The sequence below is a fragment of the Achromobacter sp. JD-1 genome, assembly GCF_038594925.1.
Classification (GTDB): domain Bacteria; phylum Pseudomonadota; class Gammaproteobacteria; order Burkholderiales; family Burkholderiaceae_B; genus Achromobacter; species Achromobacter spanius_C.
Genome location: NZ_JBCGCS010000005.1, coordinates 1 through 18,953, shown reverse-complemented (window position 1 = coordinate 18,953; position 18,953 = coordinate 1). Strand labels below are relative to the sequence as shown.

Annotated in this window: 18 protein-coding genes and 1 pseudogene; 7 read left to right on the top strand and 12 right to left on the bottom strand. The window is 63.9% G+C overall.

The genetic code is table 11. The annotated features are described in order from the left end of the window. The first annotated feature begins 69 nt into the window (after positions 1–69). Both WBR68_RS09750 and WBR68_RS09745 read left to right on the top strand, forming a co-directional pair. Positions 70–639, top strand: coding sequence for a helix-turn-helix domain-containing protein (locus tag WBR68_RS09750; protein WP_230694077.1), 570 nt, complete (start codon positions 70–72; stop codon positions 637–639). 7 nt (positions 640–646) lie between these two features. Continuing rightward, positions 647–1,189: a GNAT family N-acetyltransferase gene (locus WBR68_RS09745; protein ID WP_230694076.1), complete on the top strand. Its 543-nt coding sequence runs from the start codon at positions 647–649 to the stop codon at positions 1,187–1,189. 65 nt (positions 1,190–1,254) lie between these two features. Here WBR68_RS09745 and WBR68_RS09740 read toward each other — a convergent pair whose 3' ends face one another. The 7 genes from WBR68_RS09740 to WBR68_RS09710 all read right to left on the bottom strand — a co-directional run bounded on the left by WBR68_RS09740 (position 1,255) and on the right by WBR68_RS09710 (position 9,654). Continuing rightward, positions 1,255–2,247: a DUF6708 domain-containing protein gene (locus WBR68_RS09740; protein WP_230694075.1), complete on the bottom strand. Its 993-nt coding sequence runs from the start codon at positions 2,245–2,247 to the stop codon at positions 1,255–1,257. Then, complete coding sequence (locus tag WBR68_RS09735; protein ID WP_230694074.1) at positions 2,225–3,208, bottom strand: hypothetical protein; 984 nt, start codon at positions 3,206–3,208, stop codon at positions 2,225–2,227. The genes WBR68_RS09740 and WBR68_RS09735 overlap by 23 nt, the downstream gene beginning before the upstream one ends. Further along, complete coding sequence (locus WBR68_RS09730) at positions 3,205–4,197, bottom strand: hypothetical protein (RefSeq protein WP_127185592.1); 993 nt, start codon at positions 4,195–4,197, stop codon at positions 3,205–3,207. The genes WBR68_RS09735 and WBR68_RS09730 overlap by 4 nt, the downstream gene beginning before the upstream one ends. Beyond that, positions 4,175–5,158, bottom strand: coding sequence for a hypothetical protein (locus WBR68_RS09725; protein ID WP_230694073.1), 984 nt, complete (start codon positions 5,156–5,158; stop codon positions 4,175–4,177). The genes WBR68_RS09730 and WBR68_RS09725 overlap by 23 nt, the downstream gene beginning before the upstream one ends. Beyond that, a complete protein-coding gene (locus WBR68_RS09720) occupies positions 5,155–7,926 on the bottom strand; it encodes a toxin VasX (RefSeq protein ID WP_230694072.1) in 2,772 nt (923 codons plus the stop codon). The genes WBR68_RS09725 and WBR68_RS09720 overlap by 4 nt, the downstream gene beginning before the upstream one ends. A gap of 386 nt (positions 7,927–8,312) precedes the next feature. Continuing rightward, complete coding sequence (locus WBR68_RS09715) at positions 8,313–8,645, bottom strand: hypothetical protein (protein ID WP_006221349.1); 333 nt, start codon at positions 8,643–8,645, stop codon at positions 8,313–8,315. A 76-nt stretch (positions 8,646–8,721) separates the two neighbouring features. Continuing rightward, a complete protein-coding gene (locus tag WBR68_RS09710) occupies positions 8,722–9,654 on the bottom strand; it encodes an alpha/beta fold hydrolase (protein ID WP_230694071.1) in 933 nt (310 codons plus the stop codon). Positions 9,655–9,767: 113 nt separating this feature from the next. Here WBR68_RS09710 and WBR68_RS09705 point away from each other — a divergent pair, with 113 nt between their 5' ends. Together WBR68_RS09705 and WBR68_RS09700 are read left to right on the top strand one after the other, a co-directional pair. Beyond that, complete coding sequence (locus tag WBR68_RS09705) at positions 9,768–10,655, top strand: LysR family transcriptional regulator (RefSeq protein ID WP_230694070.1); 888 nt, start codon at positions 9,768–9,770, stop codon at positions 10,653–10,655. A gap of 229 nt (positions 10,656–10,884) precedes the next feature. Then, positions 10,885–11,706, top strand: coding sequence for an SDR family oxidoreductase (locus tag WBR68_RS09700; protein ID WP_050449897.1), 822 nt, complete (start codon positions 10,885–10,887; stop codon positions 11,704–11,706). Positions 11,707–11,713: 7 nt separating this feature from the next. On the opposite strand, the gene WBR68_RS09695 is transcribed toward WBR68_RS09700, so the two are convergent. Then, positions 11,714–12,484, bottom strand: coding sequence for a sulfite exporter TauE/SafE family protein (locus tag WBR68_RS09695; protein ID WP_230694069.1), 771 nt, complete (start codon positions 12,482–12,484; stop codon positions 11,714–11,716). Between the two features lie 241 nt (positions 12,485–12,725). On the opposite strand from WBR68_RS09695, the gene WBR68_RS09690 reads away from it, so the two are divergent. Next, positions 12,726–13,688, top strand: coding sequence for a LysR substrate-binding domain-containing protein (locus WBR68_RS09690; protein ID WP_230694068.1), 963 nt, complete (start codon positions 12,726–12,728; stop codon positions 13,686–13,688). On the opposite strand, the gene WBR68_RS09685 is transcribed toward WBR68_RS09690, so the two are convergent. Continuing rightward, complete coding sequence (locus WBR68_RS09685; protein WP_050449923.1) at positions 13,609–14,964, bottom strand: MATE family efflux transporter; 1,356 nt, start codon at positions 14,962–14,964, stop codon at positions 13,609–13,611. The genes WBR68_RS09690 and WBR68_RS09685 overlap by 80 nt on opposite strands. 188 nt (positions 14,965–15,152) lie before the next feature. On the opposite strand from WBR68_RS09685, the gene WBR68_RS09680 reads away from it, so the two are divergent. Further along, positions 15,153–15,629: a MarR family winged helix-turn-helix transcriptional regulator gene (locus WBR68_RS09680; protein WP_127185584.1), complete on the top strand. Its 477-nt coding sequence runs from the start codon at positions 15,153–15,155 to the stop codon at positions 15,627–15,629. Positions 15,630–15,660: 31 nt separating this feature from the next. Here the strand turns inward: WBR68_RS09680 and WBR68_RS09675 are convergent, their stop codons facing one another. From WBR68_RS09675 to WBR68_RS09665, 3 genes are all read right to left on the bottom strand, one after another. Next, entirely contained in the window at positions 15,661–16,572 is a 912-nt protein-coding gene (locus tag WBR68_RS09675; protein WP_230694067.1) for a DMT family transporter, read from the bottom strand. A gap of 132 nt (positions 16,573–16,704) precedes the next feature. Next, the gene (locus tag WBR68_RS09670; RefSeq protein ID WP_230694066.1) at positions 16,705–17,529 is read right to left on the bottom strand and encodes an AraC family transcriptional regulator; all 825 of its coding nucleotides are present in this window, start codon (positions 17,527–17,529) and stop codon (positions 16,705–16,707) included. Positions 17,530–17,570: 41 nt separating this feature from the next. Further along, complete coding sequence (locus WBR68_RS09665; RefSeq protein WP_050449903.1) at positions 17,571–18,539, bottom strand: LysR substrate-binding domain-containing protein; 969 nt, start codon at positions 18,537–18,539, stop codon at positions 17,571–17,573. 118 nt (positions 18,540–18,657) lie between these two features. Between WBR68_RS09665 and WBR68_RS09660 the strand changes: the two are divergent. After that, positions 18,658–18,953 (top strand): annotated as a pseudogene (locus tag WBR68_RS09660) (NADP-dependent malic enzyme); the annotation flags it as partial.

Sequence of the window (18,953 nt, the reverse complement as noted above, 5' to 3'; positions counted from 1 at the left end):
GTATTGTGCCGAAGTTTTATTCAAGATCCGATCTTGCTGTGTTTTCTTATGTGAGATAAATTCCCATATATGGAAAACACGACCATCGATACTGATCTGGATCGCCGCATCGCCCAGCGGCTGAGGGCGCTGCGGCAAGAGCGCGGTTGGTCTTTGGACGAGCTTGCCGGTTTGGCGGGCGTGAGTCGCGCCACCTTGTCGCGCCTGGAAAACGCCGATGTCAGCCCCACCGCAGCGGTGCTCGGCAAGCTATGCGCCGCGCACGGCCTGACCATGTCGCGCCTGATGATGATGGTGGAAGACGACTTCGCGCCGCTCGTGCCCGAACACGCCCAAGCCGTCTGGGTCGACGACAGCGCGGGTTTTCGCCGCCGTTCGGTGTCCCCACCCGCGCAGCAACTGGCCGGCGAAGTCCTGGCATGCGAACTGGCGCCTGGCTCGCGCATTGCTTACGACCAGTCGCCACGGGCCGGCCTGGAACATCACCTGCTGATGCTGGAAGGCGAACTGAGCCTCACCGTTGACGGGCAGTCGTACACCTTGGCGCCGGGCGATTGTCTGCGCTACCAACTGTTCGGCGCCAGCCTGTTCGTGACCCCGCCGCAACGCGGCGCCCGTTATCTGCTATTCATCGTCTGAGCCCAACATGTCCCACGACAACAACCGCGTTGAACTGACCCTGCTGACGGCCGACGCCGCAGAAGCCTGCCTGGCCGAACTGAGCGGTCTGCTGCACGCCTGCGTGCAGAATGGGGCCAGCGTCAGCTTCGTCCTGCCGTTTTCGATGGACGACGCCAATGCCTTCTGGCGAGTCAAAGTGCTGCCTGTGGTGGCGCAAGGCGGTCTGTCGTTGTGGATCGCGCGCCAGGGCGGTCGGCTGGCCGGCGCCGTGCAACTGGACTGCGACACGCCACCCAATCAAGCGCATCGGGCCGAGATCCGCAAGCTGCTGGTCCACCCGGACTTCCGCCGCCGAGGCATCGCCCGCCGCCTGCTTAACGAAGCCGAAGCGCACGCCGTGAAGCTGGGCCGCAGCCTCATCACCCTGGACACCCGCACGGGCGATAGCGCCGAACCCCTGTATACGTCGGCCGGTTATATCGCGATAGGACAAATCCCCGGATTCAGCCGCGACCCGCATGACCCGGGCAAGGTGGATGCGACGACGATCATGTACAAGCGGGTGTAATGGGAACAGGCGGATCCACGAAGCCGCAGAGCGTTGTAGAAAGGCGTTCTAGCGTTCGAGTTTGATCACGAGTCAATGCGTTCACCATTCAGCCGCATGATGGGAACGCGCTTTTCTTGGAAGCCGCAGAGCGCGTCGATCTCTTTGGGGAAGGACGTGTAGGGCACGTTGTATTCGATGAACTCTGCAAGGCTGTCGGGGAACACGATGCAGATCAGTGCCAGGATCTTGGCGGGGATCACCAGGACCGCCCATCGCTTTCCTTTTGGAGTGGCGAGGTCACGGCGGTACTTGTCCGCCCAGTCGCGGTAGAAACGCAGGAAGGTTTCTTTGCGTGGTAGGCGGGGAGGGATGGGGGGCGGTTGCGGCAACGCGTCGGCCCCGTGTTCCATGAATATCCGGAGGCAGTCCCATAACTCCTTGGCGGAGCTTCCCCCGTCGCGCCAGCCGAGGTTGCCGCAGGACACGCAGACTTCCGCGGGAGGCGTTTGATTCCAGTCAACGGCGATCAGATAAAGGGGATATTGGCTGCTATACCCGGCTGCGCCGACCATGGGTACGTAGCCGGCCAGGGCTTGAATTTGGTCCCATTCAAGTATCCGCAATTGCTGGTCGCGAGGAGTGACCACGTAGAGCCTGCGCGTGCCGCGATGAATGCGGATGAAGCCGCCACGGAATTTTCCTGAATAGTGGCGGGTGAGGAAGTAAGGAATGCAAACGAACGCTGCGCCCATCCATGGATTCAGAAACATCAATAGCAACATCAAGGGGGGGAGTGGAGCGGGGGCGAAGATCGAGAAGAGTATCGAAATTCCTGTGCCCATTACCAAGCTCACCCCGATGCCACTGGCAAACACGTTGCGCATCAGATTGCCGAAAGGTTCCAATTCAATGGCTTTTTCGCTAATTCGCCGTATTGCGAACATGCCTTCGCCTTCGACGTCGATGCTCTTTGGCCGGCGAATTGGGCCTTGAGGAAGTCGTTTTGCACCGATCAAAAGCGATCGAGGAAGTCGCTGGACGATGTCGGTGTGATCACGAGTCAATGCGTTCACCATTCAGCCGCATGATCGGAGCGCGCTGGTCCTTGAAGCCGCAGAGTTCGTCGATCTCTTTGGGCAAGGAGGTGTAGGGCACGTTGTATTCAATGAACTCTGCGAGGCTGTCGGGGAACACGATGCAGATCAACCAGATGATTTTCGCGGGAATCAACAATGCCGCCAATCGCTTGCCTTTTGGCGTGGAGAGGTCGCGGCGGAATTTTTCAGCCCAATCTTGGTAGAAGCGAAAGAAGGTCTTTTTGCGTGAGAGACGGGGGGGAATCGGCGGCGGACTGGATAAGAACTTCGGGCCGTCCTCCATGAAGACCCGCAGGTAATCCCACAGTTGCTTGGCGGAACGTTCATCATCACGCCAGCCCAGGTTGCCGCAGGCGATGCAGATCTCCCTCGGTGGACTCGATTCCCAATCGATAGCGGTCAGATATAGGGGATAAAAACTGGTGTAGCCCCCCGCGCCGATGACGGGAATGTACCCGGCTAGGGCTGTGAGTTGAGTCCAATCCAGCGTCAGAAGGTGCTCGTCTCGTGGAGTAACGAAATAGAGCTTCCCGGTGCCCCGATGAATGCGAATGAAGCCGCCACGAAACTTGCCCAAATAGAGGCGGGTGAAGAGATACCAGGCCACGCCAGAAGCCGCCGCAAGCAACGGCCCCAGGAACAACATGAGCCATATTTCGGCCGTGATGGGAGCGGGGATGAAGGGCCACATGAACACTGAAATGCCCGTGCCGAATACGAATAGAAACCCAATGGCCATCGCATATCCGCTGCGCACTTGATTTCCATACGGTTCCAGCTCAATACACTGTTCATTTAGTCGACGAACGCCGAGTGCTGCCTGTACTTCCACTGCTTCGGTGGGAAGGTTTTCGCGCGTAAGCGGGCCGCGTGTGAATCGCTTGGCCCCAAATAGAAGGCTACGAGGAAGCCGCTTGACGATGTCGTTGTGCCTGCTCATTTCGGTGCCTTGACATGGCTTTCTGCGGGAGCGCCCTTTTCCAAGAGGCCGCAGAGTTCGTCGATCTCCTTCGGGAACGAGGTGTAGGGAACGTTGTACTCAATGAATTCGGCCAAGCTGTCGGGAAACACCATACAGATCAGCCAAAGGATCTTGGCCGGGACCAGCAATAATGCCCATCGCCTGCCTCGCGGCGTGGCAAGATCGCGGCGAAGCGAGGCCATCCAGTCGCGGTAACAGCGTAGGAAGGTGTGCTTGCGTGGCAGACGGGGAGGGATTGATGTTGGAACCGTCAGAGACGCAGGCCCATGCTCCATGAAGATCTGCAGGTAGTCCCATAGCTGCCTGGCGGAATCGCCATCGTCTCGCCAACCCAGATTCCCGCAGGCGACGCACATTTCCTGGGGGGGCGCCTGGCGCCAATCGATTGCGATCAGGTATAGCGGATACCGACTGGTGTAGCCGCCCGCACTGATGATGGGAATATAGCCAGCCAAGGCTTGAATTTGGTCCCATTCGAGCGTCAGCAGGCGTTGGTCTCGAGGGGTGACGAAATAGAGCTTTCGGGTGCCGCGATGGATGCGGATGAAACCGCCGCGGAATTTTCCGGAGAGGTGGCGTGTACAGAGGTACAGCAGCGTTGAAAGGACGACGGCAACCAATGACAGGCCAATAGGCATGATGGCGACTCGCCAGGATATCGGCTCAGAAACAATGCTGAGGCCAACAATGGAAATGCCGCACATCATCACGATGGTTATGCCTATGCCGCTGGCATAAACATTGCGAACTGTATTTCCAAATGGCTCAAGTTCCACGCAGTGTTCATTCATCCTGCGCACCCCGAGCTGACCGCTGATTAGCGTCGGGTCGCCCGGAATTCCGCTTTTTGCTGCTCGGCCACGAACCAGGTTTTTTGCACCGACTAGTAGAGCTGGAGAAAGGCGTTCTACTGTTCGAGGTTGATCACGAGTCAATGCGTTCACCATTCAGCCGCATGATGGGAACACGCTTTTCTTGGAAGCCGCAGAGCGCATCGATCTCTTTCGGGAAGGACGTGTAGGGCACGTTGTATTCAATGAACTCTGCGAGGCTGTCGGGGAACACGATGCAGATCAACCAGATGATTTTCGCGGGAATCCACAGCGGCGCCCATCGCTTGCCTTTTGGCGTGGAGAGGTCGCGGCGGAATTTTTCAGCCCAATCTTGGTAGAAGCGAAAGAAGGTCTTTTTGCGTGAGAGACGGGGGGGAATCGGCGGCGGACTGGATAAGAACTTCGGGCCGTCCTCCATGAAGACCCGCAGGTAATCCCACAATTGCTTGGCGGAACGTCCATCATCACGCCAGCCCAGGTTGCCGCAGGCGATGCAGATCTCCCTCGGTGGACTCGATTCCCAATCGATAGCGGTCAGATATAGGGGATAAAAACTGGTGTAGCCCCCCGCGCCGAGGACGGGAATGTACCCGGCTAGGGCGGTGAGTTGAGTCCAATCCAGCGTCAGAAGGTGCTCGTCTCTTGGAGTAACGAAATAGAGCTTCCCGGTGCCCCGATGAATGCGAATGAAGCCGCCACGAAACTTGCCTAAATAGAGGCGGGTGAAGAGATACCAGGCCACGCCAGAAGCCGCCGAAAGCAACGGCCCCAGGAACAACATGAGCCATATTTCGGCCGTGATGGGAGCGGGGATGAAGGACCACATGAACACTGAAATGCCCGTGCCGAATACGAATAGAAACCCAATGGCCATCGCATATCCGCTGCGCACTTGATTTCCATATGGTTCCAGCTCTATGCACTGTTCATTTAGTCGACGAACGCCGAGTGCTGCCTGTACTTCCACTGCTTCGGTGGGAAGGTTCTCGCGCGTAAGCGGGCCGCGTGTGAATCGCTTGGCCCCAAATAGAAGGCTGCGAGGAAGCCGCTTGACGGTGTCGTTGCTCTGGCTCATGTCGGCGCCTTGACGGGAGCCAGCTTGGCGGGGTCGATGGAGTCAGAGAAGAAACCCGATGAAGTGAACACCAGCGGTTCGGGCGCACCTGGTTGTTCCAGGCCGATTGAGGGCAAGTTCTGGGTATCGGGTCGGTACAGGTACGTCAACTCGACCTTGGCATCCTCGTGCATGCTGATCCGCCATCCGCGCTCCGCGCCTGGGCCATTGTTCAACGGGCCGATAACGTATTGCCTGCTGAGATCCACGCAAGCGCCGGGCGTGCAGAAAGCGGTGGAGGTGTCCACGGCTTCCAGAGGCATCCCGTATAGGGTGACTTTGAGTTTGGCTTGAAAGTCGTCTTGCCCGGACGTCTCGGGCAGCGTGCAACTGATACGCAGGGTGCCTGCAACACCGCGCAGGGACTGCCATTGCGGGGTGATGCGGGGGCTGAAGTGCAAGCTGTGCCAGGCATGCAGTTCTTGCGCCAGCGTGAAGCGCGGCGTGGCTACGCCCCAGGCGGAGTGCTTGAGCCAGATTTCCAGGGGGTTGTGTTGGGCTTGATCGGCTTGAAGGGTGAAGTAGACGACGGCGCCTATTGCTAGAAGGGCAATGACTGCCCAGCCAGCGGGGGTGAGTCCGAGGGCGGCTACGGCCGAACCTCCGCCAGCTAATGTGGCGAGGGCTGCCGAACCACCTCCAACTGTCGCAATAGCAAGTACGCCGCCAGACATTGCGGAATACAAATGCATGCGTGCTTGTTCAGCATTTGCGGTTTTGTAGGAGTTGGCTGCTTTTATAAGATCGGCAATGGCCAGTAGGCCAGCGGCGATTGAGCCAGCTACCGTGGTACCCCATTTCAATCCGTAGGTCCTCGCAGCGTGGGCCAAGGCGCTGTTTCCTTTGCGTTTAGAGTGGGCAGATATAGCGAGGGCGGCGCTTTCAATGGACGCACCGACTAACGCCGAACCCGCTCCAAGAAAAATGCTCCAGTTTGATGAGCTGTAGACATCGCGGTTAAGCCCACCAACCGCATTCCTCATCCCCCAAATCGCCAGCCCACCCCCCACACCCGTCGCCACCGCCCCGGCCGTCGCACGCAAGCGATTCAAATTTCTGATCAGCGGATTTCCCTCCGGATCCATCGCCTTCTTCGTCTTATCAATAACCGTCGTCGTCCCCACCGTCTCCCATTCCCAAATTTCAACGCTCGCCGCCTGCACGCGCGTGGTCGTGCCCGTGCCCGTGCCCGTGCCTGCCGCCGGCAAAAACGAGCCAGGCCATCGCACTTGCACCTCGCGCCCCATCGCCACATACCCCTGTAATTCCCCGCTATACGCCAAATACTGTTGCGGGGTCACCAGTCGGCGTCCGACCGTTATGCCAAAGCGCATTTCGCCGATATGCCGCAATCGCCTGACCTGAATATCCGCGGCCTGCACGGAAGCGCTTCCAAGGTAGGGCCACAGCAGCCGTGTCAGCAGATCGGTAATCGGCGTGCCGGGCCGTTCTTCCAGCACGCGGTCCACTGCGTCGTACACGCCCTTGCCGATGGTCATTGGCTCGGCCAGCCGCGCCATCAACGGCTCGTCGCCCACGCCCAGCGCGAGCCACAGGGGGCTGATGCGGGGCGCGGCTTCGATGTGCCTGGCAAGTTCCGCTAGCCCGTCGTCTGAATGGACCGTGGCGCCAAAGCAATGCAGGACAACCGCTTCAAAGTTGCTGGCGTTATGCGGGCAGCGCAGGTCGAAGAGGCCGAACGCTTGCTCCAGTAACCCCGCCTTTTGCACAAATTTCAGCCAGGCGACCACGTCCGCGCAGGCGCGGGTGATGTCGGCCTGAAACGCGGTGACGCGGTCTTGATACGTGGAAGGAAAATCCCGCGCGCCGGCCAGGTTCACCAGCGCCCGTTGCCGGGCGAGCGCGGTCAAGGCTGGTGGGGTCTTGCTGGCGGCTTCGGCTTGTTTGAAGTAGGCGTCGATCAGGCCGGCGCTGTGCAGCCGGTGCTTGCTTTGCGCCTGATAGTCGTCGCGCTTTTTGACCTGGGCGGCGCACAGGTAGTTGAGCTCGCTGGCGATGCCTACGGGGTCGTGCAGCACGACCGCCAGCGGCACGACATCTCCGTGGAAATGCAGAACGGCATACATCCGGCTGACGATGTCGTTCACATCCGGATAGTGTTCCGCGGGTGTGATCTCGCTCCAGGCGTGGTACATGGGCACGTCGCCTGGTATGGGGCGCATCAGTTCCGGCGTGGCAAGCGCCAACAGCACCGCCTTGAATACGTGGGGCTGCTCGGGGCCGTTGAACGGGGCGACGACAGTGGCCAGCGCATCGCGCCGCCCATCCGCGTTCGTCTCCACGTCCCATAGGGCTTCATGCGTCAGGATCGTGTCGCTGACCAGCAGATAGACCAGGCTGTCACGCGCGGCGGGCGGCACCCATACGCAAGGCGCCGCGCCGGTGGTGTCTGGCTGCACCTGTGAACCCGGCGTCGAATGGGCGTAGTCCGCCTCGCCCCACCAGATTGGCGCAAAGCGGATGTCTTCGGTGACCTGATAGTGGCGATTCCACATCCTTCCATCCCGGAAGTAGCACAGGTACACATAGGTTCCCGGCCGCAGCACGCGCAGGCCATAAGCCTTGCCGCCTGTCAGGGCGGGATAGCCCGGTGTCGCCAGCGTCTGATGGATATCGTTGCGATAAGGCGAATCGGCAATGCCATAGCGCAAGGGGTACAGGGGAATGGCGGCTTCGCAGGCCGGGGGAGATATCGCCTTGCCCAACAACTTGGAACTGGGATGCGGGGCTTGCAGGGCTTTCGGGCAGGCGCGGGGGGGCATGACGGGCTCCGTTCTTGTCGTCGCGGCTGGAAAAGCCGGATGGCAGGCCGAAACGGCCGCCATGCCCTCCTATGCAAGAACGGTGCCAGGTTAAGGAATTAAAAATTATCCTTTTTGAATCAATGCCTTGTGAAAAACAAAACCCGATGTGTGCGCGGATTTCTTCGTTGCCCCCCTAAAAACCGGGGTTTTTCACGAGAAATCGGGCCAGTTTTGACCCAATTTTTATAAGTCATTGATAAGCAACAATAAAAACGGGCCAGATTTGACCCGGTCGAGTCAAATCTGGCCCGCTCGCCTTGCGGCTCACCGCAGGCAGGGGTCTTCATCCATCAAGCCAGCGGCTTGATCCCCACGCTGTACGGGGGCGCATTACCGCGCGCGGGGGCTTTGATCTTCAGCATCGAGCCGCCGGGGGTGAACTCGAATTCCTGGAACGGCACTTCAAACCACTGGTGAAAGCTGGTGCGCGAGAACTCGGGCACCCATACCTTGGGACGCTTGGCGTCGCAATGGAATTCGACCAGGGTGCGGTCAATGCCCAGCGGACGGGTATTGCCGATGCGGTAGCTGACGCGCAGCTCGGCGCTTTCGGTCGAGCCGGGGCGCCAGGTCAGGCCGATGGATTCCATGAATTGTTCAATCGCCTGAATGCCGCGATGCATAGTTGACTCCGAATGCTGTCGGGCGCGCCACGCGCCCACAAAAATCCGCCGCGTTGCGCGGCGGGAAACAGACGAATTATCCGCCATTCCGTGGCGGGCTGCCCGGCGGGGCGTCATTGCCGGGTGTCGCGCAGAACCGCAGGATGGCGTCGGCCACGGCCTGCGGGGCCTCCCGCTGCGGGAAATGGCCCACGCCGTCCAACACTAGGCGTTCGTAAGCGCCACTGAAAAAGCCTTCCTTGCCCTCGGACGTGGCGGGGTGGTTGCAGGCGTCGGCGCCCCCGTGCAGTACCAGGGTTGGCGCCGTCAAGACGGGCGCGGGTGTGAGTTGGGCCGTGTCGGCCGCGTAGACCGGATCGCCTTCTGCATGTCCCCAGCGGTGCCGGTAGGAATGCAGCACGACGTCGGCCCAGTCAGGGTTGTCGAACGCGCGCGCGGCCTCGTCGAAATCGGCGGGGGCATACCAGCCGGCGGGCGACCAGGTGTCCCACATCATGCGGGCAAAGGCCAGGCGGTCGTCGCGTACGGTGGCTGCGCCTCGGGGGGTTGCCATGTACCAGTGGTACCAATAATTGCGCGCCTGTGCGAGCGGCAGCGCCTGATTGGGGTCATTGGTGCCGTAGCCGACCGACAGCAAGATCAGTTGCGCCGCCACGTCGGGCCGCAGACCGCAGGCGTTGGCGGCGGCGCGCGCGCCCCAATCGTGGCCGACCAGGGTGGGGCGATCCAGGGACAGCGCGTCGATGAAGTCCAGCAGATCGCGTCCCAACGCAGCCAGCTCACCGCTGCGCGGCGTGCAGGCGTGCCGAAAGCGGGTCGGGCCGAAGCCGCGCAGCGCGGGGCACATTACGCGGTAGCCATGGGCGGCCAAGCGTTCCGCAACCAGGGTCCAGCTTTCCGGGCTGTCTGGCCAGCCGTGCACCAGCACGGCGGTGCGCGACCCGGCGGGGTTCCATTCCAGATAGGCGATATCCAGCAAGGGCGTTTGTACCTGGGCGTAGGCGGGCATGGTGGTGGTTCCTTCGGTTGCGGTGATGTCGTCACGATACTGGCTGCGCTTGTCATGATTCGTGATGAATAGAAGATTATTATCAATACCTCATGAATTAACGGACATTAGCCATGGACACCCCCAACGACACGGCAGGCGCGGTGCTGGACCTGACCTTGTTGCGCACCTTTATCGAGGTGGTCGATTGCGGCGGGTTTGCGCTGGCCGCCGATGCGCTGGCACTGACGCCGTCAGCGGTCAGCGGCCACATCAAGCGTCTGGAATTGTTGGCAGGCGCCACGCTGCTTGCGCGCACCACACGCAGCTTCGAGCTCACGCCCGCCGGCCAGACGCTGTACGCCTACGCCCGCAACATCGTCGATCTGGAACGCGAAGCGCGCGCCCGGCTGAGCGGCGCGCGGTTGAAAGGCCGCTTGCGGATCGGGTCGTCCGAAGACTTCGCGGGCGCCTGGCTGGCGCAGGTGCTGCAAGCCTTTCATCGGGCGCATCCGGATGCGTCGATCGAACTGAAGGTGGGTATCACCGCCGACCTGCTGCGTCTGCAGGCGCGCGGCAAGCTGGACGTGGTTTTCGGCAAGCAATGTTCGCGCGTGCACGACGAGGGCGAACTGCTGTGGGAAGAGGATTTGGTATGGGCCTGGGGGGAGGATCAGCCCTGGGACCCCGATGCGCCCGTGCCGCTGGCGGTGTTTCCGGAGCCGTGCGTGTACCGCGAAGCGGCCATCACGGCCTTGGCGCAGGCCGGCAAGGCGTGGCTGCCGGCGTTCGAAAGCGGCAGTATGGCGGGCTGCCTGGCCGCGGCGCAGGCGGGCTTTGCGGTGGCGCCGGTTGCCCGCAGCCAGTTGCGCGAGGGCATGCGGGCGTTGTTGCACGAAGACGGCATGCCGGATCTGCCGGCGGCTCGCTTCTACGCCTATCTGCGTTCAGCCGAATCCGCGGTGCAAGGCTTGGTGGCGGCGGTCAGGCAAACCGGACAACGGCGGCGCTTCTTGCGCTGACGTTGTTGCTGGCTGCGGTGCTGGTTTTGGCATTGCCCCCGCGACGTGGCAGCAACGGAGGAATAGGCAGGTTTCCAGCAAGAACGAGCCTGTACGCGCCTGCGCCCGATTCTTAATATCCCTTTCAGGCTTGGGGCTGATGTTTCCGACCAGGAAGGCGTTGCCCCGAGCCGGCCGCCAGGCATCTTGCCGGGGGGCGCAAGCATGACAAGCAAGGGAAGGGAATCGCATGAACTCCGAAAAAATCTGGTTGGTGACGGGCGCATCAACGGGCCTGGGCCTGGCATTGGTGCGGATGCTGCTGGACCTGGGGCACAAGGTGGCGGCAACGTCGCGGGACGGCGATGCATTGCTGGATGCAGTGGGGGCCAAGCTGGAAGGCCAGTTTCTGCCGCTGACGGTCGACGTGGCGGACGAACGCAATGTGCGCCGCGCGGTGGACGCCACGATGGCCGCCTTTGGCCGCGTGGACGTGCTGGTGAACAACGCGCGGGCGGCGTGCCCCGGCTCGTTGGCCGAACTGTCCGACGCCGACGTGCGCGCCGCGTTCGACATCAACGTCTTCGGCACGCTGAACATGATCCGCGCGGTGTTGCCGCACATGCGGGCGCAGGGCAGCGGGCATGTGCTCAATGTGTCGTCCATCCTGGGGTTTGATGGCAGGCATGCCGAGTGGGGGGCGTACAGCGCCGCCAAGTTCGCGGTGTGCGGCTTGACCGAGGCGTTGGCGGCGCAAGCCGCGCCGTGGGGCGTGCGGGTGTCGCTGGTGTACCCGGGCGCCATGCGGGCCGTGTCGCCGCGTGATGGCGGGGGCTCGCCCGAACGCGCCGCGCGCGCTATCCAGGCGCACGATGGCGGCGACGCGGGCAAAGCGGCGCAGGCGCTGATTCAGGCGGCGGAGGCCCAGTACGCACCGCTGCACCTGTTCCTGGGGCGTGACGCCTTTGATCAGGCGCGCGGCAAGATCCAGTCGGTGCAACAGGAGCTGGCGCGCTGGCGCGAAATGTCGGTATCCATCGGCTTCGTGGACGAGCGGCGTCTGGCGGCATGATGCGGGCCTACCCCGTCAAGCCTTGCGCCACTTGCCAGCCGCCCAACAAGGCCAGGCTGATCATGAAGCAAAGCTTGAACGTTCTGGCCGACAGTTTGCCCCGCAGCCACTGCCCCAGCGCCATGCCGGCCAACGCGGGCAGCAGCATCAGCACGGAGGCGCCAGCGGCGGCCGGGCTATAGCCGCCGTTGAGCCACAGGCCCGCCGCCAGCGCCACGGTGGACACCGTGAATGACACGCCCATGGCCTGGATCAAGCCGTCCCTGCCCAGGTTCAAGGCTTGCAGGAAGGGCACGGCGGGAATCACGAACACCCCGGTGGCCGCCGTGATCACGCCGGTGATCGCGCCCACCAACGCGCCCAGCACGTGTTCGTGCCGGCGTGGCACCTTGGGCGGCGAGCCGAACAGGCCCCAGCCGGCATAGGCGATAAGCGCCAGCCCCAGGCACACACCGGCCCAACGCCCGCTGGGCGCGCCCAGCCACATCGCACCCGCCAGCGTGCCCACGCAGACACCAAGCTGCAGGGCGCCGATGCGGCGCAGGGTAGGCGGCAGCGTGGGCCAGGGCCGCGCCTGCCACAGGTTGGTGACCAAGGACGGCACGATCAGCAAGGCGGCGGCTTGCGCGGGCGCCATCACCAAGGCCAGCATCGCCATCGAAATGGTGGGCAGCCCCAAGCCCACCACGCCCTTGACCACGCCGGCCAGGATGAACACGGCTACGGTGGCGGCCAGTATTGCCGGGGTGCCGCCAGGCAAGAGATCCATCGCCGTCATGGCGCCACCCCGTGCGCGCCCAGGCTATGGTCTGGCCTGATAGTGGCGACGAATAGCTTGTGCTCGGCACGGCAAGAGTGCAGCGCGCTGAAATGCCGGCATGGAGTGGGATTCGTCATTGGATAGGGTGTTTGAAGTTATCGATAGACGAATTCTGCGCGGGTTCGCGGCCCCAGCGGCATCGGGATATTGCATAGGAATCCTATGGCTGTGCCATAGGGTGGCGTGCTACGCTGGCCGCATGCGATTCGACCTGACCGACCTTCGTCTCTTTCTCCATGTGCAGGAAGCGGGTTCCATCACGGCGGGCGCCAGACGCACGCATATGACGCTGGCCTCGGCCAGCGAACGCATCCGGGGCATGGAAGGGGAACTGGGCGTGCCGCTCTTGCTGCGCGCGCCTCGCGGCGTCGAACTCACGCCTGCCGGGCAGACGCTGGCGCACCATGCGCGCGTGGTGCTGGCGCAGATCGACCGCATGCGCGGCGAACTCGACCACTTTGGCCACGGCCTGAAAGGGCATGTGCGCGTGCTGTGCAACACCACCGCCCTCAGCGAATACCTGCCGCCCGTGCTGGGCGAATTTCTGCGTGACCATCCCCGCGTGTCGGTGGACCTGGAAGAAAAGTCCAGCCTGGATATTGCCGATGCCTTGCGCGCGGGCATCTGCGATATCGGCGTGCTGGCGGACTCGGCCGACCTGCACGGCCTGCATACCCAGACGTTTCGCCATGATCCGCTGGCGGTGATCGTGCCGCGCGGCCATGCGTTGGCGCGGCGGCCGGCTGTCACGCTAAGTGAGGTGGCGCACGAGGACTTCGTGGGGCTGACCGAGGGCAGCGCCTTGCAGGACCACATTGCGCATCATGCGCGGCGCGGCGGCAAGACCTTGTCGTACCGGGTGCGCTTGCGCGGCTTTGATGCGGTGTGCCGGATGGTGGGGCAGGGCGTGGGCATCGCCATCGTGCCGCGCGTGGCGGCCATGCGCCTGGGGCGGGCAGCGGGCGTGCAACGCGTGGCGTTGGCTGATGCCTGGGCCGCGCGCGACCTGGTGCTATGCGTGCGCGACGCGCTGCCGGCGTATGCCGCCGAACTGGTGGCGTACGCGCTGCGTGATGCCCCGCCTAGGAGCGCGCCACGGGGTGGGCCTGGGGCTGACGCGCCGGCGCGAACCACGAGCCGGAAGCGACCGCGGCCAGAATGATCAGGCCATACAGACACATCGCCACGGCCGCGACTAAAAAGAATACCGTCAGCGATCCGGTCAAGTGCAGCGCGATGGCGCCCGCGCCCACCGCCGTCACAAGGCGCAGGCATCCGGCCACCAGGGGCCACTTCAAGCGCCCCGCGCCTTGCGAGGCGAAGTACATCGAAAACCCCAGCGCAAAAAATCCATACACCGGACCGACGGTACGCAGGTAGTCGGCGCCGGCTTGCAGCATGTGGTCTTCGGCGCCGAAAAGCCGCAACCATGCCTCGGGAAAGCACGCCGCCGCGATCCCGATGGTTTCAGCCAGCACGAAGGCCATGGCGCCGCCGGTCAAGGCAATGCGCATGGCGCGTTCGGGCCGCCCCGCGCCGATGTTGGACGCCACCATCGCGACCATGGGCGCACCCAGGCCGAAGGCAATGGGCATCAGCAGATATTCCAGGCGCACGGCGATGCCGTAACCCGCCACCGCCGCGGTGCCGGCATAGGCGCCGACCAAAGCCGCCGTCAGCGCCACCAGGGCATTGGTCAACAGCGGGTTCAGCGTTGCCAGTGCACCCACGCTAAGAATGCTGCGCATCAGGTTCCCGTGCAGGCGGCTGGCGACCAGCCGCGCGGGGTTGCGGCCGCTGGCGCAGTAGATGCCCAGGATCAGCGCGCCCACGCCGTAATAGATGACCAGCGCCCAGCCGCCGCCCGCCACGCCCAATGCCGGAAACGGCCCCCATCCGAAGATCAGGCAGGGCGACAAGGGGACCAGCAGCAAGGCCCCGCCACAGATCACCGCGCCCGGCACCAGCATGTTGCCGGTGCCCCGGATGACACTGGCGAAAGCATTCATCAGCCACATCAACACGATGCCGCCGAAGATCACGTTGGAATACGCCAGCGCCGCGTCTAGCGCTTCGCCTTGTGCACCCAGCGCGCGATACAGTTGCGGCCCGAACGCCAGCATCAGCACACAGAAAAGCATGCCCAAGATGGCGTTCAGTACCACGGCGTGCAGCACCAGTTGGTCTGCTTCCTGTTGGCGCCCGCCGCCCAGCGCCCGCGCCACCGCCGCCGAAATGCCGCCGCCCATGGCGCCTTGCGACATATTGCCCATCAGGAACACCACCGGCACCACCAGCGCCACGCCAGCCAGCACTGACGTGCCCAGGCGCGCCAGAAACCAGGTTTCGATCAAGCTGGTGGCGGACTGCGCCGACATCATCAATATATTGGGCCAGGCCAGGCGGGCCAGCGTGGGCGCAATCGGCGCATCAAGCATGGCTTGCAGACGCGCGTTGGCGGCGCTTGCCGCGGGGGACGGCGACGGGGGGCTGGCTGACATGAGCGTAGGCTGGAATGGAGTGCGATAAAATTTACGTGCATATGCCAGCATCTGTCAATAATGGGCTGGACGCGCGCCCGCCCCGGCAGTAGGGTAATGACCTTCTCTGACCTTTGCCTGCCGCCATGTCCGACGTCCAACCCTCTGCCCTCGCTACCGTCACGGACCCGCTGGTCTGCAACGGCGCCGCCTTGCGTAAGGCGACCCGGCGCGTGTCGCAGTTGTATGACACGGTGCTTGCGCCCTGCGGCTTGAAGGTGTCGCAGCATTCCATCCTGATTCACATTGCCCGGGCCGGCACGCCGTCCATGACCGATCTGGCGCGCGCGCTGGTGCTGGACCGCTCGGCCTTGGCCCACAACCTGAAGCCGCTGGAACGCGACGGTTATGTGGCAATGTCGCGCGACGAGCACGACCGCCGCAGCCGCCGCGTGGCGCTGACCGAGGCTGGCCGCGCCAAGCTGGCCGAGTCCAAACGCCTGTGGAAAGACGCGCAGCGCCGTTTTGAAGCGGCCTACGGCGCTGAGCGCGCCGCTGCGTTGCGGCATGCGCTGGCCGATATTTTCTCTGACGAGTTCGCGCTGGCCTTCAGCCGCGGCTAGCGGCGGGTGCGTAGGGCGCAGGGCTCGGCGTTCAGCGTCGATTGATTCGCGGCCGGCGGCCACGCTGCGCGGCCAGCGCCTGCATCAGCACGCCGCCCAGCACGCAAGCCATGCCGACGGCCTGGACAAGCCTGACCGTTTCGCCCAATACGCTGGTGGCCAACAGCACCGCGCACACGGGCGCCAGCGCGGTGAACAGCGCTGCTTCCGACCCGCGCACCCGCGCTGCGCCCGCGTACCAAAGTAGAAATCCGCCCACCGTGGGCACCAGCGCGTAATAGCCCACCGCCAGCATCGCGTCGGCGGATAAGCTCAACGTCCAAGGCGATTCGGCCACGCTGGCCAGCGCCGAAAACGCCAGCCCAAACCCTGCCATCACGGTTGACAGCGCCAGCGGCGGCACGGCCACGCGCAAGCGCTTGTTGAGCAGGATGAACAGCCCTTCGCACACCACGGCGCCCAGCATCAAGGCATTGCCGGTCCACGACGTGGTGCGATCCGCGCGCGCGCCCTCGTGCGCCATGAGCCACACACCGGCGGCCGCCATCGCGATGGCGGCCCACGTGCCCTTGCCAGGGCGTTCGCCCAGCACCAGCACGGCGATGGCCGCGGATACCAGCGGCAAGGTGCCCAGGATGATGCCGCCGTCCACCGCCGAGGCGCGCTGCAAGCCGGCGATCAGCAGCGTCGTATAGCCCACGCTGCCGGCAATGGCCTGCGCCGCCAGCAGCAGCCAATCGCGCTTTTGCAGACGCGGCAGGCGCGCGCCGGTGGCCGCCATCAACAAGGCGAAGCAGGGCAGCGCGATGGCGAACCGCAGTGCGGTGGCGGTAAAGGGCGGTATGCCGGCCCCGATGATCTTGCTGGCGATGACGGTGCTGCCCACCAGCGCCATGGCTGCCGCCAGAAAGCCATACCCCCACATTCGTTGGTGCGTGCCCATTGCCGTGCCCTGCGTGGAAAACACGCAGCGTAGGACGCGTGGACGCAGCCGGTCTTGAACGAAATTGCAGCGGGCCAGTGCCGGTATCGCTTCAAATCAGTCGCAGCCCCAGCCCAGCCCCAGCCCCCAGGTTCAGGCCGGGCGCGCCGCCATGGCGTAGCAGCCAGGCGATACGCCGTAGGTGCGAACGAACAGCCGCGTCATGTGGCTTTGGTCGGCAAAGCCGCTGGCGGCGGCGGCGTCGGCCAGCGTCATGCCGCGCCGGATCAATTGGCGCGCCAGCAGCAGGCGCCGTTGAATTTGATACGCGTGCGGCGTCATGCCGGTGGCGCGGGCAAAGGCGCGCAACGTCTGATATCGGCTAAGCCCGCAGGCGGCCGCCAGGTCGGCAAGCGACAGCGTGGCGGCGGGGGCATCGTCGATCAGGCTGCGCGCGTGGCGGATGCCGGCGGGCATGCCAGGGCCTGCCGCTGCCACGCGCCAGCGGCCGCCGTCGCCGCGCGCTTGCACCAGAATGCGCAGCAACAGCGCGTCACAGGCCAAGGGCGCGGCGGCGCCAATGGCGTGCGAGTACAACGCCAGAACGTCGCGCGCCAAGGCGGGTTGGTGTTGCGCGGGGTGTTCGAATTCGTAGCAGGCACCCGCGTAGCCATCCTTGGCCAAGTCGTTTGCCGCCTGCGCCACCACGTCCGGGTCCAGGTACAGCATCTGCCAGGCACGCGGCGTGTCGCCGATGGGCACGCCGTCATGCACCTCGCCTGGGTTGACGGTGATGACGTGGCCCGGGCCGGCGCGGACCTGGCCGCGTCCGCTGTGCGACACCTGCGCGCCCTGGCGCATCACGCCAATGCCGAACTGGTCATGCGTGTGCCGGGCAAAGGCGTGGCGGCTGCGTGCAGCCACCGCCTGCACGCCGGCAAGCGCGCTGCGATGCATCAGGAATTGGCCGGAAGGCATGGGCGTGGGACGGGAAAACGTGGGCTGAAAGGGGGCGTGGTTCAGGTCGCGGGCCGGGCTCCCTTGGTATACACCTCGCGCAGGGCGGACGCAAAGAGCGCGTCCACATTGCGCCGCAGGCCGTCGGCGCGGGTAAACAGCGAGATCGGCGGCAAGGTCCAGTCAAACGAATAGGGCACGATGGCCGCGCCGGCAATCCGCACCAGTTCATCGGCGATATCGGCCGGCAGAATCGACACGGCGCGATCGCTGGCGACGATCATTTCACCGATCAGCTTGGACGAATCGCTTTGCACCGAAGGCGGGGGCGGCGCCAGTCCCGCGCGCAGGAAAATGTCGGCCACCTGTTCGCGGATGGGGCTGCCCGGCGTGCCCAGAATCCAGTCCAGGTCCGCCAGCCGGTTCCATTCCAGTCGCGAACGCCCCAGCCGCGCCGCCAGGCGCCGGCTGGCGATCAGGCGGGGTTGCTGGTGGTAGAGCACTTCAAAATCGATATTGCTCAGGTCCACCGACGGCGTCGCCCAGCCCACCACGATATCCAGCGTGTGGTCGCGCAGTTGGCGCAGCAGGGCGGGGCCCTGGCCTTCGTGGATGGTGGCGGTGATGCGCCGCCCTTGCGGCAGGGTACGGCTGATGGCGGCCGACAGCATCTGGCCCGACACAAACGGAATGACGCCGATATGCAGATGGGCGGCATGGCCCGCCGCCACGGCCTCCATTTCCTGCACCAGATGACCCAGGTCGTGGACCAGCCCGCGCGCGCGCGTCAGCACCACCGCGCCCAAAGGCGTCGGGGTCATGCCCCGGACAGAGCGGTCGAACAGCGGCACGTCGAACATGCTTTCCAGTTCGGCCAGGGCGTTCGTTACGGCTGGCTGGCTGGTGGCCATGTGCTCGGCCACCCGGGTCAGGGATCCGTGCTGCTCGATTTGCAGCAGCAGCATCAGGTGGCGCATCTTCAGCCGCGAGGTCAATTTCCGGATAACGGCATCCGGGTCAAAGGCCGTCATAGACAGGTCATAAGGTAAAGGTAATGGGACGATATTAAATCCGAATCATCACCTTATGCCTGTCCGCCTAGAATTTTTCCCATATTCACATCACCCCTACCAACGAGGCTACCGCCACATGAACTCGCCCTCCGACCGCCAGGCAGCACTGGACTATCACGAGTTCCCCACCCCGGGGAAGATTTCAGTGGTGGCCTCCAAGCCGCTCGTCAACCAGCGCGATCTGGCGCTGGCCTATTCGCCGGGCGTGGCGTCGGCCTGCGAAGAAATCGTGGCCGACCCGGCCAATGTCTATCGCTACACCGCGCGCGGCAACCTGGTGGGCGTGATCACCAATGGCACGGCGGTGCTGGGCCTGGGCAATATCGGCGCGCTGGCCTCCAAGCCGGTCATGGAAGGCAAGGCGGTGCTGTT

Coding starts and splice junctions, on each gene's coding strand:
- WBR68_RS09750 (WP_230694077.1), top strand. CDS start 70: ATGGAAAACACGACCATCGATACTGATCTGGATCGCCGCATCGCCCAG.
- WBR68_RS09745 (WP_230694076.1), top strand. CDS start 647: ATGTCCCACGACAACAACCGCGTTGAACTGACCCTGCTGACGGCCGAC.
- WBR68_RS09740 (WP_230694075.1), bottom strand. CDS start 2,247: ATGGTGAACGCATTGACTCGTGATCACACCGACATCGTCCAGCGACTT.
- WBR68_RS09735 (WP_230694074.1), bottom strand. CDS start 3,208: ATGAGCAGGCACAACGACATCGTCAAGCGGCTTCCTCGTAGCCTTCTA.
- WBR68_RS09730 (WP_127185592.1), bottom strand. CDS start 4,197: ATGGTGAACGCATTGACTCGTGATCAACCTCGAACAGTAGAACGCCTT.
- WBR68_RS09725 (WP_230694073.1), bottom strand. CDS start 5,158: ATGAGCCAGAGCAACGACACCGTCAAGCGGCTTCCTCGCAGCCTTCTA.
- WBR68_RS09715 (WP_006221349.1), bottom strand. CDS start 8,645: ATGCATCGCGGCATTCAGGCGATTGAACAATTCATGGAATCCATCGGC.
- WBR68_RS09710 (WP_230694071.1), bottom strand. CDS start 9,654: ATGCCCGCCTACGCCCAGGTACAAACGCCCTTGCTGGATATCGCCTAT.
- WBR68_RS09705 (WP_230694070.1), top strand. CDS start 9,768: ATGGACACCCCCAACGACACGGCAGGCGCGGTGCTGGACCTGACCTTG.
- WBR68_RS09700 (WP_050449897.1), top strand. CDS start 10,885: ATGAACTCCGAAAAAATCTGGTTGGTGACGGGCGCATCAACGGGCCTG.
- WBR68_RS09695 (WP_230694069.1), bottom strand. CDS start 12,484: ATGACGGCGATGGATCTCTTGCCTGGCGGCACCCCGGCAATACTGGCC.
- WBR68_RS09690 (WP_230694068.1), top strand. CDS start 12,726: ATGCGATTCGACCTGACCGACCTTCGTCTCTTTCTCCATGTGCAGGAA.
- WBR68_RS09685 (WP_050449923.1), bottom strand. CDS start 14,964: ATGCTTGATGCGCCGATTGCGCCCACGCTGGCCCGCCTGGCCTGGCCC.
- WBR68_RS09680 (WP_127185584.1), top strand. CDS start 15,153: ATGTCCGACGTCCAACCCTCTGCCCTCGCTACCGTCACGGACCCGCTG.
- WBR68_RS09675 (WP_230694067.1), bottom strand. CDS start 16,572: ATGGGCACGCACCAACGAATGTGGGGGTATGGCTTTCTGGCGGCAGCC.
- WBR68_RS09670 (WP_230694066.1), bottom strand. CDS start 17,529: ATGCCTTCCGGCCAATTCCTGATGCATCGCAGCGCGCTTGCCGGCGTG.
- WBR68_RS09665 (WP_050449903.1), bottom strand. CDS start 18,539: ATGACGGCCTTTGACCCGGATGCCGTTATCCGGAAATTGACCTCGCGG.